The sequence below is a fragment of the Janthinobacterium sp. GW822-FHT07H11 genome, assembly GCF_058798615.1.
The window spans coordinates 2,646,518-2,663,124 of record NZ_CM179507.1; the positions used below are offsets into that span (position 1 = coordinate 2,646,518).

16 protein-coding genes are annotated in these 16,607 nt (G+C 65.2%); 4 read left to right on the top strand and 12 right to left on the bottom strand.

From position 1 onward, the window contains the following. Nucleotide 1: 1 nt before the first annotated feature. From AC3RCJ_RS11875 to AC3RCJ_RS11910, 8 genes are all read right to left on the bottom strand, one after another. Entirely contained in the window at nt 2-703 is a 702-nt protein-coding gene (locus AC3RCJ_RS11875; protein ID WP_492960185.1) for an ABC transporter ATP-binding protein, read from the bottom strand. Continuing rightward, nucleotides 696-1,409 carry an ABC transporter ATP-binding protein gene (locus tag AC3RCJ_RS11880; protein ID WP_492960187.1) on the bottom strand — a complete coding sequence of 238 codons (714 nt, stop codon included), beginning with the start codon at nt 1,407-1,409 and terminating at the stop codon, nt 696-698. Before AC3RCJ_RS11880 ends, AC3RCJ_RS11875 begins: the two co-directional genes overlap by 8 nt. Then, nucleotides 1,402-2,376 (bottom strand): branched-chain amino acid ABC transporter permease, encoded by a 975-nt coding sequence (locus AC3RCJ_RS11885; protein ID WP_492960189.1) that lies wholly within the window; start codon nt 2,374-2,376, stop codon nt 1,402-1,404. The genes AC3RCJ_RS11880 and AC3RCJ_RS11885 overlap by 8 nt, the downstream gene beginning before the upstream one ends. Continuing rightward, a complete protein-coding gene (locus AC3RCJ_RS11890; protein WP_492960191.1) occupies nt 2,373-3,245 on the bottom strand; it encodes a branched-chain amino acid ABC transporter permease in 873 nt (290 codons plus the stop codon). The genes AC3RCJ_RS11885 and AC3RCJ_RS11890 overlap by 4 nt, the downstream gene beginning before the upstream one ends. A gap of 104 nt (nt 3,246-3,349) precedes the next feature. After that, nucleotides 3,350-4,516: an ABC transporter substrate-binding protein gene (locus AC3RCJ_RS11895; RefSeq protein ID WP_492960192.1), complete on the bottom strand. Its 1,167-nt coding sequence runs from the start codon at nt 4,514-4,516 to the stop codon at nt 3,350-3,352. A 117-nt stretch (nt 4,517-4,633) separates the two neighbouring features. After that, complete coding sequence (locus AC3RCJ_RS11900; RefSeq protein ID WP_492960194.1) at nt 4,634-6,166, bottom strand: class I adenylate-forming enzyme family protein; 1,533 nt, start codon at nt 6,164-6,166, stop codon at nt 4,634-4,636. A gap of 11 nt (nt 6,167-6,177) precedes the next feature. Then, nucleotides 6,178-7,332, bottom strand: coding sequence for an acyl-CoA dehydrogenase family protein (locus tag AC3RCJ_RS11905; protein ID WP_176388302.1), 1,155 nt, complete (start codon nt 7,330-7,332; stop codon nt 6,178-6,180). Between the two features lie 52 nt (nt 7,333-7,384). After that, nucleotides 7,385-8,209 carry an IclR family transcriptional regulator gene (locus tag AC3RCJ_RS11910; RefSeq protein WP_492960196.1) on the bottom strand — a complete coding sequence of 275 codons (825 nt, stop codon included), beginning with the start codon at nt 8,207-8,209 and terminating at the stop codon, nt 7,385-7,387. Nucleotides 8,210-8,488: 279 nt separating this feature from the next. Here AC3RCJ_RS11910 and AC3RCJ_RS11915 point away from each other — a divergent pair, with 279 nt between their 5' ends. Beyond that, nucleotides 8,489-10,489 (top strand): TonB-dependent receptor plug domain-containing protein, encoded by a 2,001-nt coding sequence (locus tag AC3RCJ_RS11915; protein WP_492965582.1) that lies wholly within the window; start codon nt 8,489-8,491, stop codon nt 10,487-10,489. Nucleotides 10,490-10,516: 27 nt separating this feature from the next. Then, the gene (locus AC3RCJ_RS11920; RefSeq protein ID WP_492960200.1) at nt 10,517-11,056 is read left to right on the top strand and encodes a molybdopterin-dependent oxidoreductase; all 540 of its coding nucleotides are present in this window, start codon (nt 10,517-10,519) and stop codon (nt 11,054-11,056) included. A gap of 52 nt (nt 11,057-11,108) precedes the next feature. Here the strand turns inward: AC3RCJ_RS11920 and AC3RCJ_RS11925 are convergent, their stop codons facing one another. Genes AC3RCJ_RS11925 through AC3RCJ_RS11935 form a run of 3 tightly spaced genes read right to left on the bottom strand, consistent with a single transcriptional unit; the run spans nt 11,109 to nt 13,982 of the window. Beyond that, entirely contained in the window at nt 11,109-12,038 is a 930-nt protein-coding gene (locus AC3RCJ_RS11925; RefSeq protein ID WP_492960202.1) for an alpha/beta hydrolase, read from the bottom strand. Next, nucleotides 12,035-12,907 carry an alpha/beta fold hydrolase gene (locus tag AC3RCJ_RS11930; RefSeq protein WP_492960204.1) on the bottom strand — a complete coding sequence of 291 codons (873 nt, stop codon included), beginning with the start codon at nt 12,905-12,907 and terminating at the stop codon, nt 12,035-12,037. Before AC3RCJ_RS11930 ends, AC3RCJ_RS11925 begins: the two co-directional genes overlap by 4 nt. A 13-nt stretch (nt 12,908-12,920) precedes the next feature. Beyond that, on the bottom strand, nt 12,921-13,982 hold the full coding sequence (locus tag AC3RCJ_RS11935) for a sugar phosphate isomerase/epimerase family protein (RefSeq protein WP_492960206.1): 1,062 nt from the start codon (nt 13,980-13,982) through the stop codon (nt 12,921-12,923). Between the two features lie 140 nt (nt 13,983-14,122). Between AC3RCJ_RS11935 and AC3RCJ_RS11940 the strand changes: the two genes are divergently transcribed. Continuing rightward, nucleotides 14,123-14,728: a TetR/AcrR family transcriptional regulator gene (locus AC3RCJ_RS11940; protein ID WP_492960207.1), complete on the top strand. Its 606-nt coding sequence runs from the start codon at nt 14,123-14,125 to the stop codon at nt 14,726-14,728. Between the two features lie 13 nt (nt 14,729-14,741). Here AC3RCJ_RS11940 and AC3RCJ_RS11945 read toward each other — a convergent pair whose 3' ends face one another. Further along, nucleotides 14,742-15,113, bottom strand: a complete 372-nt coding sequence (locus AC3RCJ_RS11945) for a flagellar basal body protein (protein ID WP_492960209.1) — start codon at nt 15,111-15,113, stop codon at nt 14,742-14,744. Between the two features lie 204 nt (nt 15,114-15,317). On the opposite strand from AC3RCJ_RS11945, the gene AC3RCJ_RS11950 reads away from it, so the two are divergent. Further along, entirely contained in the window at nt 15,318-16,505 is a 1,188-nt protein-coding gene (locus tag AC3RCJ_RS11950) for a dienelactone hydrolase family protein (protein ID WP_492960211.1), read from the top strand. The last annotated feature ends 102 nt before the right edge of the window (nt 16,506-16,607 follow it).

Consider the following 16,607-nt stretch of genomic DNA (forward strand, 5'->3'; position numbering starts at 1 on the left):
CTTAGCGCGCGAAATACAGTTCATGCAGGTGCTCGAGGTCGACCTCGCCGGCTTTTTGCGACAGCGCCACCTTACCGCTTTGCATCAGGTAGACGTGATCGGCCACGCCCACGGCGCGCGCCGTATTCTGCTCCACTAAAATGAGGGTGCGCTTGCCGTCGTTCAGGCGCGCGAGGATCTCGAACAGTTCGTTGACCACCAGCGGCGCCAGGCCCAGCGAGGGCTCGTCGATGATCAAGAGCGACGGATCCGACATCAATCCCCGCGCCATCGCCAGCATCTGCGCCTCGCCGCCGGAGAGCGAGCCGGCCAGCTGGCGGCGCCGTTCGTGCAGGCGCGGGAACATGGCGTAGGCTTCGGCCAGGCGCGCCGGCATGTGGCTGCGGTGCTCCTTCGGAAAGGCGCCCATGATCAGGTTTTCTTCCACGCTCATGTCGCGGAACGTCATGCGGCCTTCCGGGATCATCGTGACCCTCGCGTCGCTCATCTTCCAGGTGGGCGTGCCGTTGATGGCCTGGCCGTCGAGCAGGATTCGTCCCGCGCTGGCCGGCACCAGGCCCATGATGGCGCGCAGCAGGGTGGTCTTGCCGGCGCCGTTCGGGCCGATGATGGTGGTCAGCTTGCCCTTCTGGATCGAGAGCGACACGTCCCACAGCACGTTGATGGCGCCATAGCCGGCGCGCAGATTTTCTATGTTAAGCATGCGCTGCTCCCGTATAGCTTTCGATGACGGCCGGATCGCGGAAGACGCAATCGGGCGTGCCGTCGGCGATCAGCTGGCCAAAATTGAGCACGGCCACGCGCTGGCACAGATTGCTGATGGTTTCGATATCGTGCTCGATCATGACGATGCCCACGCCAAAGGCGGCATGCAATTCCTTCAGCATGCCCATGAAGCGGCGCTTGCCGTTCGTTTCCAGGCCCGCCAGCACCTCGTCAAGCAGCAGCAGTTTCGGGTTCGTCGCCAGCGCCTTGGCCACTTCCAGCGCTTTCAATTCCGTCAGCGCCAGTTCGCTGGCCGCGTCGCGCTGCGCCTTGTCCGCCAGGCTCGTGAAATCGAGGATTTCATCGATCTTGCGCTGGTCCACCTTGCCGGTGCCGAAGCGCTGCGCCACGACGAGGTTTTCGCGCACCGTCAATTCATGCATCGGTTGCGGAATCTGGAAGGTGCGGCCCAACCCCAGGCGCGCGCGCTGGTACATGGGCGTGGCCATGATGTCGCGCCCCTCGAAGCGGATGCTGCCGCCGGTGGGGCGCACCAGGCCGGAAATGGCGTTGAACAGCGTGGTCTTGCCGGCACCGTTGGGGCCCACCAGGCCGATCACGTCGTGGCTGCCCACCTTTAAGGTGACGGCATCGACGGCCGTCAGGCCGCCGAAGCGCACGGACACATTATCGAGTTCAAGCATGTTGTTTCTCCTTCGCTTTGAAGGTGTTTTTCAGCCATTTTTGCAGCAGCGGCAGCAAGCCGTTCGGACTGAAGACGATCATCGCCACCAGCAGCACGCCCAGCACCAACTGGTGGCCGGTCGGGATCAGCGACTTGAAGATCAGCTGGTCGACCAGGTACACCACGACGGCGCCCAGCACGGGACCGAGTATCGTGCGGTAGCCGCCGAAGATGGCCGCCACGATCGGTAACGTGACCCACAGGCTGTTGAAGGCGTAATCGGGCTCCAGGAAGTTGATGTAGTGGGCGTTGAAGGCGCCGAACAAGCCCGCCATGAAGGCCGACACCAGCAGCATCGCGCCTTTCAGCAGGGTGCTGTTGACGCCGACGACGCGCGTGGCGTCCTCGCTGTCGTGCATGGCGCGCAAGGCGATGCCGTAGTGGCTGGCGCGGATGCGGCCGTAGGCAAACGCGCATGCCACCACCAGGGTCAGCACCACCAGGTAGGCGCCCGTCTTGCTGGCCAGATCAACACCGAAGACGGTGGGCAGGGCGGGAATGTTGTTGATGCCGCCGGCGCCGCCCGTCACCGAGCTCCATTCCGTGGCCAGGATGCGGAAGATATGGGCGTAGGCGAGGATGGCCAGCGCAAAATATGGCCCGCGCAGGCGCAGCACGGGCAGCATGATGACGGCGGCGATGGCCGCGCCCGCGCCGCCCAGCAGCATGGCGGCAAACACGGGCAGGCCCAGTTTCACGGTGGCCAGCGCGGAGACATACGCGCCCACGCCGAAGAAGGCCGCATGGCCGAAGCTGACCATGCCGCCCAAATTGCCGAGCAGAGCCCAGGACATGGCCACGCCGCCGATGATCAGCGCCGCCACCACCATGCTCATCACATACTGGTTGCCGCCCAAGGCCAGCGGCACGGCGACATACGCGGCCAGCAGCAGCACTGCCGTGGAAATCAAAGTCGAGCGCTTCATCCGCGCCTCCGTTGTGCGCCGAACAAGCCGTTCGGCATGATGAACAGCACCAGCAGGAACAGCACCATGCCCGACAATTCCTGCAGCGCGGAGCTGGCCAGGGTGACGGTCAAGGCTTCGGCCACGCCCAGCAGCACGGCGGCCAGCAGCACGCCTGGAATCGAGCCGATGCCGGCCAGCACCGTGATGATGAAGGCCTTCACCGTCAGCGCGCCGCCGTAGGCAGGCTGGATCACGCCATAGCTGAACAGGGCCACGCCGGCGAAGGCGGCCAGGATGCCGGCGACCAGAAACGACACCAGCTCCGTGCGGCCCGGGTCGATGCCCATCAGCTTGGCCGCGTCGCGGTTGCTGGACACGGCGCGCACGGCGCGCCCATACCAGCTGGTCGACAGCCAGCGCCACAGGGCCGCCATCAGCACCAGGCTGACGCCAAAGAAGATCACTTCGCTGCGCATGCTGAAAAACGGGCCGATCTCGAAGCCTTCCTGCAGCCAGCTCGACGAGGTCGAGCGGATGTCGGCCTTCCAGACCAGCAAAATGACATTGGTGAGTATCACGCCGATGCCGTAGGTAAGGATCAGCGAGTTGATTTCGCGGTCCTTCTTGATGCGGCTGACGATCAGGTAGACGCCGACCGACGTCAGGCTGACGATCACCAGCGCGATGGGAATGGCGAACATCGGCCCCAGGCCCAGGCCCGACTCCACGCTGTAGGCGATGTAGGCGGCCAGCAGCACCAGTTCGCCGTGCGCCAGGTTGATCACTTTCATGGTGCCGAAGACCAGCGCCAGTCCCAGTGCGATCAGGGCGTAGGAGCCGCCCTGCAGCAGGCCCGAATACAGGGCTTGCAAGATTAATTCTGTCATGTCGTCATCCCGTCAGGCGGCCCAGGCGCATCGCGAAGAGGCACCAGGACCGCCGTTCATCGGTGCACGCCCGGCGGGCGCGCGCGTGTGCAGCGGGAGGCTGCCTACCAGGGCAGGGCAGGATAGGCCAGCTTGCCCGTCGCGTGTTCCTTCGGCCAGACGATCACCACCTTCTTGTCCTGGTGCTGGGCCATGCGGTGCACGAAGTTCTGGTTGTCGCCATTGGCGGCGAACTGCACCCGGCCGATCAGCGTTTCGCGGTCCGTCTTGCGCATTTCCTCGGCCACGCCGCCCTTTTTTATCGTGCCCTTGTCGGCCGCGCGCGCGATCGCCTCGAACAGCAGCATCGACTGCACATAGCCGAACTGGCCCAGGTAGTCCGGTTCCTTCTTGTACAGCTGCTTGTAGGCGTCGCTGAAGGCCTTGCCGTCGGCCGTCTTGAATTCGGTCGGGAAGGGCAGCAGGGCCGTGCCGAAGACGTTCGGCATCAGCTCGGGGAAGTCGGCCGCCATCTTCGGGGTGGCCAGCGACCACACGCCCACCATGGCCTTGATCTTCGGTTTCAGCACGCGGGCGGCGCGGATGATGCCGACGTAATCGTTTTCATAGCCGACCATGGCCACCACTTCCGATTTATCCTGCAGCTTGATCTTGTTGATGATGGGCTTGAAGTCGGTAATGGCCGGGTCGAACGAGTGCGTCGTCACCTTCACGCCCTTGGCGGCCAGGGCCTTTTCCACGTCCTTGGCCAGGCCCGTGGTGGCATCCTTGGTCGAATACACGATGGAGACGGACTTGGCACCCACGTCGGCAAGCAGTCCCAGCATGGCTTTTTCGTAGCCGGCCGTGTTATTGATGCGGAAGAAATTCTTGCGCCCGCTGGCCACCAGGCTGTCGTCCACGCCGCCCGAGGTGATGTAGACGAGGCCCAGCTTGTTGGCCGTGTCCGAGGCGGGCGAGATATTGTTCGAGCCATAGCCGCCCGTGATGGCCACCACGCCCTGGCTGGCCAGCTTTTCCACGGCGGCGATGGCCTTGGCGGGCGCCGATTCGTCGTCGACGGTGACGATCTTGACCTTGTGCTTGCCGTTGGTCTTGTTGAAGACCTCGGCCGCGACCATGATCCCTTCCTGCATGCCTGCGCCGACCCGCGCCAGGTTGCCCGTCAGCGGGATTTCCGCGCCGACCAGGAATTCGTCGGCGCTGGCGTGCGACAGCCAGGCGCCGGCAACCAGCGCTGCCATGGCGATGCGTGTGTATGTGCGTTTCATCGTGTCTCCTCCGGTGATGTGACTCGGTTTGCCGGCGCCAGGATCGGCGCCGGCAAGGTACCCGCCTGGGTTTTATTGTCGGGTCTCTTGAAAGCAGGTGCAATGTCGAATTGACTACTAGTTCTGTGCCATCTGCCGCAGCTGCCCCTTTAAAATCTTGCCCGTGGCGGCGGCCGGCAGCGCTTCCATGACGATGATCGCGGACGGACACTTGTACGGTGACAGGGTCTGCGCCAGCCAGGCTTGCAGCTCTTCCACCGTGGCAGGCCGGCGCTGGTCGATTTCCACGTAGGCGATGACGTCCTCGTTGCCATCGGCCAGGCTGCGCCCGACCACGGCCGACTGCACCACGGAAGCGTGGGCGTTCAGGGCCGTTTCCACTTCCAGCGGATAGACATTGAAGCCGGAGCGGATGATCAGTTCCTTGGTGCGGCCGACGATGAACAGCGCGCCGTCAGGCTCCTGGCGCGCCATGTCGCCCGTATTGAGCCAGCCGCCGTCGCGCATGGCGGCCGCCGTCATGGCCGGTTCGCGGTAGTAGCCGGCCATGACGTTCGGCCCGCGTATCCACAGTTCTCCCGCCTCGCCCGGCGCCACGTCAAGGCCATCGAGGCTGACCACGCGCACGTCCACGCCGGGGATTGGCATGCCGACGGAATCGTCCTGGCGCGGCGCTTCCAGGCGCGTCTGGCTGATGGTGGGGGCGCTTTCCGTCATGCCGTAGCCATTGTGCAGCGCGGTGCCCAGCAGCTTTTCCACGTCGCGCTTGAGCGACGGCGCCAGCGGCGAGCCGCCCGCATACGCAAAGCGCAGCCGCGTGGGCAGCGGCGTGTCCGGGCCGCCCAGGGTTTGCAGCAGCTTGGCGTACATGGCGGGCACGCCCTGCACGATGGTCAAGCCGTCATCCTTCAGGGCCGACAGCAGGCCGTCGACGGAGAAGCGTGGCACCAGGTACAGCGCGGCGCCCGCATACAGGGTGCCCAGGGCCACCGAGGCCAGGCCGTACACGTGCGAAATCGGCAGCACGCCGTAGGCGCGGTCGGTGCTGCTCAAGCCGCGCAGGGTGCTGGAGACGGCGGCGATGAACAGCAGGTTGCGGTGCGTGAGCATCACGCCCTTCGACTGGCCCGTCGTGCCCGTCGTGTAGATCAGCGCGGCCACCTGTTCGTTGCCGGGCACCGTGTCTTGCGCGATGGCCGCCTCGTTCAAGTCGCCGGCCAGCAGCTCGCCCATGCCATCGACCGTGGCGCTGGCCGCGCCCAGACGCGCCGCATGCGCTGCCGCCTCCGGCGAGGCGCCGGCCAGGAACAGCATGCGCCGCGCGCCGGAGTGGGCGGCGATGGTGTCGATCTCGCGCGCCGACAGCCGCGCATTGACGTTGACGATCCAGGCGTCGATGCTGGCGCAAGCAAAGATCAGCGCCACCTGCAGCGCGCAGTTCTCGCCCACCACCATCAGGCGGTCGCCGGCGCGCACGTCCAGCTCGCGCAGCAGCTGCGCGGCGCTTTCCACGCCATGCTGCAGCTGCGCATAGGTCCAGCTGCGCCCACCTTCATGCAGCGCGGGCGCGTCGGGCGCGCGCGCCGCCCAATAGATGGGGATGGCCGACAGGCGCGCCGGCAAGTGGGCCAGCAGGGCGGGAATGTCCATCGCGGCCTCCTTCACTTTTGCGCTGCCTTGATCATGTTGCGGGCGATGACGATCTGCTGGATCTGCGTGGTGCCTTCGTAGATGCGGAACAGGCGCACGTCGCGGTAGAAGCGTTCGGCCGCGTATTCGCTGATGTAGCCGGCGCCGCCGTGGATCTGCACGGAGCGGTCAGCGACTCTGCCGCACATTTCGGAGGCGAACAGCTTGCAGCACGACGCTTCCGTCGAGATGTCTTCCTTGTTGTCGCGCCGGCGCGCGGCGTCGAGCACCATGCTGCGCGCGGCATAAATTTCGGCCTTGCTGTCGGCCAGCATGGCCTGGATCAGCTGGAATTCCGCGATGGGCTGGCCGAACTGCTGGCGCTCCATGGCGTAGGCCAGGGCGTCGGCCAGCATGCGTTCGGCCGCGCCCACGCAGACGGCGGCGATGTGCAGCCGGCCCTTGTCGAGCACTTTCATGGCTGTTTTAAAACCCACGCCTTCCTTGCCGCCGATGATGTTTGCCGCCGGCACGCGGCAGTTCTCGAAGATGACGTCGCAGGTATGCGCGCCTTGCTGGCCCATCTTCTTATCGATTTTGCCCAGCGAGAGGCCTGGCGTATCTTTTTCCACGATGAAGGCGGAGATGGCCGAGGCGCCGCGCTTGACGGGGTCCGTGCGCGCCATGACGGTAAAGATGCTCGCCTCGGGGGCGTTGGTGATATAGCGCTTGCTGCCGTTGAGGATGTAAAAATCGCCATCGCGCACGGCCGTCGTGCGCAGCGAGGCGGCATCGGACCCCGATCCCGCTTCCGTCAGCGCGAAGGAGCCGATGATGTCGCCCGCCGCCAGCTTGGGCAGATAGTATTGTTTTTGCGCTTCCGTGCCGTCGATGACGATGCCTTGCGAGCCGATGCCGTTGTTCGTGCCGATCAGCGAGCGGAAGGCCGGCGAGGTGCGGGCAATTTCAAAGGCGACGCGCACTTCCTCTTCCATGCTCAGTTCCAGGCCGCCGTAGGCTTCCGGGATGGACAGGCCGAACAGGCCCAGTTCGCGCATCTGCGCCACGATGGCGGGCGGGATCGTGTCCGTTTCGGCCACCAGCGCCTCGTTCGGCACCAGCACTTCGCGCACGAAGCGGGCGATGCTGTCGAGCAGGATGTTCAGGGTTTCTTCGTCGCGTATCATCGGGTTCCTCGGCGCTTTGATTTGATCTGTCATTGAGAGGCGGGCGCGCAGTCTAACCGCGTCCCAGGTTTTTTTCCACTGTCTTGACCAGGGCGGCCAGGCGCGGTCCCAGGTCCGCTTCGAGCTTTTCGCGCGACAGCAAAAAGGCGGGGCCGCCGCAATTGAAGGCCATCACCTGTTCGCCGTCGGCACCCAGCATGGGCACGCCCACGGCATGCACGTCGTTCTGCCATTCGCCGGCCGAGATGCAAAAGCCCCGGTCCTGGTAGTCCTTGAAGCCTTGCTCGATGCCGGCCTTGATGCGCGGCCAGCGCTGCGTCTCGTGCAGGCGCGCATGGTCCATCAGGTAGTCGCGCTCGGCCTGCGGCAGGATGCACAGCAGGGCCTTGCCCATGGCCGTCGTCATCAGCGGTATGCGCGAGCCGACGTCGAGGCGCAGGGTGACGTTGGCGCTGCTGCGGCAGGTTTCCACGTAGACCATGCTGAGACGGTCGCGCGTGCCCAGCGACACGGAGGCCTGCGCATGTTCGGCCAGTTCCTCCATCAGCGGGCGCGCCATCTTGCGCACGTCGAGGTTCGACAGCATGCGGTAGCCGAGGGCCAGCACGCCGGCGCCCAGCTGGTACTTGCCCAGGCTGTCCGAGTAGTTGAGGTAACCGAGCTTGGTCAGGGTGTAGGTGAGGCGGGAGATCGTCGGCTTCGGGATGGCCGTGCGCTTGGCCATGTCCGCGTTCGACAGGAAGACTTCACCGGGACGAAAGCAGCGCAGTACTTCCAGGCCGCGCGCCAGCGCGTTGACGAACTGGCGGTCCTTGCCTTCCTCGTCATCGCTGAAGACGATGATTTCCGGATCTGCCGCGGTCTGCATATTTGTCATATTTGCATTCATTTTCTGGTTCCCTGGAAACCAGTTTGCCTAGCGTCATTCCGCATGTCAACCGTTTTGTGAAACATTCGTTCGCACAGCGAAATGCTGCGCTGCATGAAAAAGAGCGGGAAAATTGACCCGTGCGCGCGCTTCTGGCCTTGTCGCTTGAGCATCGCTATATACATCTGTATATTGCGCTGTTGGGTGACGGCTGGCGCATGCGCGGCCGCTTTTTTGTACTTTTTTGCATATCGCTATATAAGACGATATATAACGAGAGATGAAAGAATGACGATGTTGAAACAGGTAATGGCGGGCGCGGTGATGCTCGCATTGGCGCAGATGGCGCAGGCGCAGCAAATGGCGGGCAACGATGACGTGGCGGCGGCGCCGTTCGTGCTGGGGACCGTGACGGTGATCGGCCAGCGCGAGCAAACAGGCCAGGTGGAACAGCAGGTGGGCTCGCAAGTGAACCGCGCCGAGATGCGCCGCTTTAACCGCGACAACGTGGGAGATGCCCTCAATTTGCTGTCGGGCGTGTCGCTGTCGACCAATTCGCGCAACGAGAAAACCGTCGCCATCCGCGGCTTCGATGCGCGCCAGGTGCCGCTGTACATCGACGGCATCCCCGTCTACGTGCCGTACGACGGTTATGTCGATTTCAACCGCTTTACGACGGCCGACCTGGCCGCCATCCAGGTGGCCAAGGGCTACAGCTCCGTGGCCTACGGCGCCAATACCCTGGGGGGCGCCATCAACCTGGTCTCGCGCAAACCGTCCGCGCCGATGGAGGGTGACGCATCCGTCGGCTTCGGCTCGGGCAGCGAGCGTCAGATGTCGGCCAACGTGGGCACCAACCAGGGCCTGTGGTATCTGCAGGCGGGCGTGTCCTACATCGACAGCGACGGCTTCCCCATGTCGTCCGACTTCCGTCCGACGGCCACGGAAGATGGCGGCACGCGCAACAATTCCTACCGCAAGGACCATAAATTGTCGTTCAAGGTGGGCCTGACGCCCGGCGGCGCGCATGCTGGCGATGAATATGCGCTCAGCTACTACAAGCAGCATGGTGAAAAGGGCCAGCCGCCATCGACCAATCCCGTTGGCGCGCGCTATTGGCAATGGCCGTACTGGAACAAGGAAAGCGTGTATTTCGTCTCCCATACGCGTCTGGGAGAAGCCGAGCGGCTGAAACTGCGCTTGTACCACGACAGCTACGACAATGAAATCACCTCATTCACCAACGGCAGCTACACGACCCTGAAAACCAGCGGCCAGGGCAGCGTCAGCGGCGGGCGCAGCATCTACAACGACCGCACGAACGGCGGCGCGGTGGAACTCGAATCGTTCCGCCTGGCCGCGCACAGCCTGCGCCTTGTCGCCAGCTACAAGGCCGACGAACACCAGGAACTCGATGCCAAGGGCGTGCGCACCACCTGGTACAAGGACGCGCTGTGGACCCTGGGCGCGGAAGACAGCATCGCCCTGAACGCCGCGACGCAGCTGTCGCTGGGCGCCTCGCGCAATGCGCTGCGCCCGGATACGGTCTACAGCGCCGGCAATGCGTATACCTTGCCCGATAATCAGTCGGCCACCGACCTGCAGGCAGGCCTGTTCTACAAGACCGGTCTTGCATCGCGTGTGTACGCCACCGTGGCGCGCAAGTCGCGCCTGCCGACCCTGAAGGACCGCTACTCGCAGCGCCTGGGCACGTATGTCGAAAACCCGGCCTTGCGCGCCGAACAGGCGCTCAATTACGAGCTCGGGTATCAAGGAAACGTAAGGGGCGCCAGCCTGGAAGCGGCGTTGTTCTACAGCGACGTGAAGGACAAGATCCAGAGCGTGGCGAATGTGGCGGGCGTGCGCTCGCAGATGCAGAACGCGGGCAGGGCGCACATCAGCGGCGTGGAACTGGGCTTGCGCGCACGCGCGGGCGCCTGGCTCGATGTCGGCGCCAACTACACGTATACCGACATGAAAAATGTCAGCGACCGCGCCATCCGCCTGACGGACGTGCCGCGCCACAAGCTGACGGCGCACGCCGTGCTGCACGCGGCGCGCCAGGTCGACGTGGTGGCCATCGCGGAATCGAACAGCGGGCGCTGGGTCTCGAACACCCTGGAACTCGGTGGTTTTACGACGCTGAACCTGAAGGCCGTGTACCGCCCCTTGCCGGCATTGACCCTGGAAGCGGGCGTGGCGAACCTGGGTGACCGCAATTATGCGCTGTCCGATGGTTTTCCCGGCGCGGGCCGCACCTGGCTGGCCAATGCGCAGTATCAGTTCTGATTTATCACTGTCATGAAAGGACACAGCATGTTGAAGAAAATATTGGCTGGTTTTACCTCGGTGGCGCTGCTGGCGGCGGTGCCCGCGTGGTCGGCCGCTCCGGCGCCCGCGCGCGACAACATGAGCCATGCGCTCGCCGTGACGGGCATGGTGGAAACGCCGTTGACCCTGAAGGTGGCCGACCTGCGCCAACTGCCGCCCGCGAATGGCGGAGAGATTGCCGTCACGCGCCACAATGGCGACAAGGCAGAAACCATCACCAGCTACAAGGGCGTGCGCCTGCGCGACATCCTCGACAAGGCGGCGCTCGATGCGCCGGGCCACAACGACGTCAAGAAGCTCGCCATCATCGCCACGGCCACCGATGGCTATGCGGTGGTGTTTTCCTGGGGCGAGCTGTATAACGCGCCGGCCGGCGAGGGCGTGATCGTCTACTACGAGAAGAACGGCAAGGCGCTCGACGACAACGATGGTGAAATCGCGCTGATCTCGGCCAAGGATATCCGCACGGGGCCGCGCCATGTGAAGTGGCTGAACGGCATCGAGGTGCGCAAGCTGGTGGAGTAACGAGACGCTGGTGGGGAAAAACGCGCCGTGGAGCCATCCCCGGCGCGTTTTTTTATGCCGCCAGCGCTTGCCGCATGGCCTTGCCCGCCACGTCGAACAGACCGCGCGCCGCTGGCGTCAGGCCCGGCATGTGCATCGACGCATGGATCATGCCGTCGAGCTGCACGCATTGCGCCGCCACGCCGTCGTCGCGCAAATACCGCGCATAGGCTTCGCCTTCGTCATGCAGCGGATCGTACTCGCACACCAGCACCGTCGCCGGCGGCAAGTCCTTCAGCGAGGCCGCCCGCAGGGGCGCCGCATAAGGATTGCCACCGTCGGCCGGCTCGTTCAGGTAGGCTGACCAGCAAAAGCGCATCGCCTCCCGGGTCAGCGAATGGCCATCCGCATAGCGCTGGTAGGAAGCCGTATCGAAGGCGAAATCGAGGGCCGGGTACAGCAGCAGCTGGTGCGCCAGCGCGGGTCCGGCCTGGTCGCGCGCCATCAGGGCCGCTGCCGCGGCCAGATTGCCACCCGCGCTGTCGCCGCCCACGGCGAGCCGCCGCGCATCGATGCCGAGCGCCGCCGCATGCTCGGCGACCCAGCACAAGGCCCGGTAAAAGTCGTTCAGCGGCACGGGAAACTTGTGCTCCGGCGCCAGCCGGTAGTCGACGGAAAAGATCACGCAGCCGGTGGCATTGGCCAGCGCGCGGCACGGGTTGTCGTACAGGTCCAGCGAGCACAGGCACCATCCGCCGCCATGCGCGAAGACGATGGCCGGCAGGGGCTGGCCGGAATCGGCGCCGGCCGGCACGTAGGCGCGCACGCTCAGCGCATGCTCGCCGGGCAGCACGTAGTCGGTGACGGACGCGACATCCTCCAGGGGACCGTGCAACTGGCGCAGCCCCGTTTCCGTGGCCGCGCGCAGGTCCGCCAGCGTCGCGGGCGGCGGCGCATCCTTTGTATTTTCCAGCCAGGCGGCGATCAGCGGGTCGAGGCTCATGCGGGCTCTCCGGCCAGGAAGGGCAGCAAATGGGCGATGAACGCTTGCGGCTGTTCTTCCATGATGAAGTGGCCGCATTCGGCGACGATGGCGCCTTTCAAATTTTCCGCCTTGCCCTGCATGGTCAGCAGCGGCGCGTCATTCGTCGCGTGGTCGGCGCCGATGGCCAGCACGGGCATGGCCAGGCTGCGTTTTGCCCGCTCCAGGTTCTGCCGGATGGTTTCTGGGATGGCGCGGTAGTAGGCGAAACCGGCGCGCAGGGCGCCCGGCGTGGCGTAGGCGTCCGCATACACGTCGACGGCCACCTTGTCGCGGCGGTACGACCAGCGGTCGAAAATGAAGCGGATGTATTCGCGCTCCTTGCCTGCCGTGAGCATTTCCGGCAAATCCAGCACCTGGTTGAACATGAAGTGCCACAGGAAGATGTTGTCGGACGGCGCGACAAAAATCGGCGGCGCCGGCGCCAGACCGGGAATCACGGCTTCCGTCAGCGCCAGTTTCGTCACGGCCTGCGGGAAATCGCTGGCCAGCGCATAGCCGACCCACATGCCGATGTCGTGGCCGACGACGTCGTACTGCGCGTGGCCCAGGGCCAGCATGGCGCGGTGCAGGGTGGCCGCCACGGCGCCCGTGTCGTAGCCGCCGGCCGGGCGGCTCGAGTGGCCGCTGCCCGGCGGGTCGATGGCGATCGCCTGATAGCCGTTGGCGGCCAGCGCCGCCATCACGTGGCGCCATGCATACCAGGTTTGCGGCCAGCCGGGAATCAAGAGCACGGGCTTGCCGTTGGCGGGACCGGCGATGACGCAATGCAGGCGCTCGCCGTCGATGCGGACGTAATCATGTGTATATTCGTGGCTAAAATCGTTCATTGGGTTTCCTTGTTTAGTGATGCTCGATGCCGAGCAGGGTGTTGATCTGTTGCGCGCTGACGGGGGCGCCGGCGAAGTCGTCGAAGATCTTGTCAGTCACGGGGATGATGTGGGCGTTGATGAAGGCCACGCCTTCGCGCGCGCCCACCTCCTGGTCTTTCAGGCAGCATTCCCATTCCAAGGTGGCCCAGCCCGCGTAGTCGTTCTGCGCCATCTTCGAAAAAATCGCCTTGAAATCGACCTGGCCGTCGCCCAGCGAGCGGAAGCGCCCGGCGCGGTTTTCCCACGACTGGTAGCCGCCGTAGATGCCTTGCCGTCCCGTCGGATTGAATTCGGCATCCTTCACATGGAACATGCGGATGTGGTCCTTGTAGATATCGATGAATTCCAGGTAGTTCAGCTGCTGCAGCACGAAGTGGCTGGGGTCGAACAGCATCTTGCAGCGCGGGTGGCGGCCCACGCGCTCGTAGAACATCTCGAAGCTGATGCCGTCGTGCAGGTCTTCGCTCGGGTGGATTTCATAGCACAGGTTGACGCCCTGTTCCTCGCATACGTCGAGGATGGGCAGCCAGCGGCGCGCCAGTTCGTCGAAGGCCGCTTCGATCAGGCCGGGCGGGCGCTGCGGGAACGGGAACAGGTAGGGCCAGGCGAACGAGCCGGAGAACGTGCCCATGTCGGTCAGGCCCAGGCGTTTCGATGCCATGGCCGCCAGCTTGACCTGTTCGATGGCCCACTCGGTGCGCGCCGCCGGCTGGCCGTGCAGGTGTGCCGGGGCGAAGCTGTCGCACAGCGCGTCGTAGGCCGGGTGCACGGCCACCAGCTGGCCGAGGATGTGCGTCGTCAGTTCGCTGATGACGAGGCCATGGCCGGCCAGCATGGCCACGAGCTCGTCGCAGTATTGCTGGCTGTGGGCAGCCTGCGCCACGTCGAACAGGCGCGCATCCCAGGCGGGAATCTGCAGGGCCTTGAAGCCCATGCCGGCCGCCCACTCGGCGATGGCGGGCAGGGTGTTGAAGGGCGCCGTGTCGGCGGCGAATTGTGCCAGGTGCAGGCTTGGTCCTTGGATGGTTTTCATATCGGCTCCTATTGTTTGTCGATCGACAAAGAATAGGTGAAATTCTTGGCGCGGTCAAGCCCGTGATGCGAAATAAATGGCGAACGCGCCGTGCGCGCCAGGCGTTATACTGGCCGCCAGTTCGCAAGCAGAGGATCAAGATGGCAGGAAGACCGAGGGAATTCGACCGCGCGCAGGCGCTGGCAAAAGCGCGCGACGCGTTCTGGACGCGCGGCTACGAAGGCGTATCGATGGCGGACCTGGTGGCGGCGCTGGGCATCGCCTCGGCGCGCATCTATGCGGCGTTCGGCTCGAAGGAGCAGCTGTTCCGCGAAGCCGTGGAGCTGTATGAAACGGGCGAGGGCGCCTTTGCCGTGCACGCGCTGGCGGCCAGCCTGAATGTGCGCGATGCGGTGGCGCGCATGCTGGAAGAAGCCGTGCTGCTGTACACGCGCAGCGGCCAGCCGCAAGGCTGCATGGTGGTGACGGCCGCCACGAATACGAGCGCGGACAACGCGGGCATCGCCGACTGGCTGGCGCAGCACCGGCGCGCGCGCACGCAGGCTCTCATCGAGCGCCTGCGTGCGGCGCAGCTGGCGGGGGAATTAAGAGGGGACGCCGATGTGCAGGCGCTGGGCGACTATTATGCGGCGCTGCTGCACGGCCTGTCGGTGCAGGCGCGCGACGGCATTCCGGCCGAACGGCTGCTGGCGCTGATCCAGCCGGCGCTGGCGCCGCTGGCGCTCGCTTCCCAGGCTACCGTGTAGATAGTCGCGGCGTTCAGGTCTTGACGTCGATCAGGCTGCCCAGCGCCTGGTCGGCGGCCTTGACGACATTCGCCGACAAATTGAAGCCGGCCTTGTAGACCAGGTTATCGGTCAGCTCGGACGCCAGGCCCACGCCATTCGGCCGGCTTTCTGCCGCCTTGGCCGCAGTCGCATTCGCGCCGCTGACGCTTTCGCCGGCGGCCAGCTTGCGCCCCTCGACCGACAGCGTCACGCCCGTGCCGGCCGGGCTGCTTTCCTGGAAATTCGCCGACTGCGGCTGGAAGGCCGGCGTGTTGGCATTGGCGACATTGTTGGCGGCCACGTCCAGCGCGCGCTGGTTGGCGGTCAGTCCCGACGTGCCGGTGGCAAGGGCGGATATGGACATGGCAACTCCTTGAGAATACTGCCAGTTTACTCCAGTTGGCGGGAGTTGTGCTTGGCGCAAGGCAGTAATGACTTGCGCTGCGGCAATGGATTTCCATGCCGTTCATTTCTCGAAAAATAGTTATCTGTCGTAATATTTTAATATTGTCATCGCTGGCATGGCTGCCTAGACTGCCTGGATCGCATTGTTTGCCGCCTCCGGGAGTTGCTTATTTCTCGCCTGTCCGCGCCGTTGTTCGCTTGCCTGCTGGCTTGCCTCTGGTCCCCCGGTTCGTCGGCGCAGTCTGTTGCCGCGCCACTGCCGCTCGACACGCGCCTGAACGAGCAGATCATCATGGTGCCGGCCGGCGACGGCATGCGCGAGGCGCTGGAGACGACGGTTTTCCGGCCCGGCGGCCCCGGTCCGTTTCCGCTGTTGCTGATGAACCACGGCAAGCAGGGTGGTCCGGCCAGGCGGCAGGGGCGCGAACGCTTCATTTATATGGCGGCCGAGTTCGTGCGCCGCGGTTATGCCGTGATGTTGCCCATGCGCACGGGATTTGCCCAGTCCACGGGGATTTACCGCGATTTCGGCTGCGACATGCTGGCCAATGCCCGGGGCCAGGCGCGCGACGTGCTCGATGCGCTGGCCTATGCGCGGCGCCAGAACTGGGTCGATCCCGCGCGCATCATCGTGGCGGGCCAGTCGTATGGCGGCATGGCGGCGCTGGCGCTGGCCACCCGGGCGCTGCCCGGCGTGCGCGGCGTGCTCAATTTCGCCGGCGGCCTGCGCGTCGATGCGCCGGGCTGCGACTGGCAAGCCGCGCTGGCCAAGGCCTTTGCCACCCTGGGCGCCTACAACCGCATCCCCAGCCTGTGGCTGTATGGCGCCAACGACTCCTATTTCGGCCCGGCGCTGGCGCAGCGCCTGTACCGCTCGTTTACCGGCTCGGGCGGCAGGGCCCAGCTGCATGCGTATGGCGCGTTCAAGCGCGATGCCCACCTGACCCTGGGCAGCCGCGACGGCGTGGGCACCTGGCTGCCGGCCACCGAACGTTTCCTGCGCAGCGTGGACATGCCGGTGCGGCAGGTTTATGCGGTGATCGATCCGCCGTCCCCGCCCGAAACGCATTTCGCGCTGCAGGACGATATCGCCGCCGTGCCCTACCTGGCCGCGCAGGGCCGCGCCGCCTACCGCGATTTCCTCGGCAAGCTCTCGCCGCGCGCGTTTGCGCTCTCCGAAAGCGGTGCCTGGGGCTGGGCCGAGGAAGGCGAAAGCCCCGATGTCCGCGCGCTGGCATCGTGCCAGCAGCGCAGCAGCAAACCCTGTCGCTTGTACTCGGTCGATGCCAACGTGGTGTGGCCAGGGGCGGGCAGCAGCGTCAGCGCCGGTGCCGCCGGCGGTGCGGATTAGGCGGGCGCGCACGATAGTTGTCGCCGAAACGGGGGGCGGGCGAATATACTAGGGGAAAAGGGAGGCGTTGCGCTTCCCGTCCGCCCTTATCATCAGCGAGAA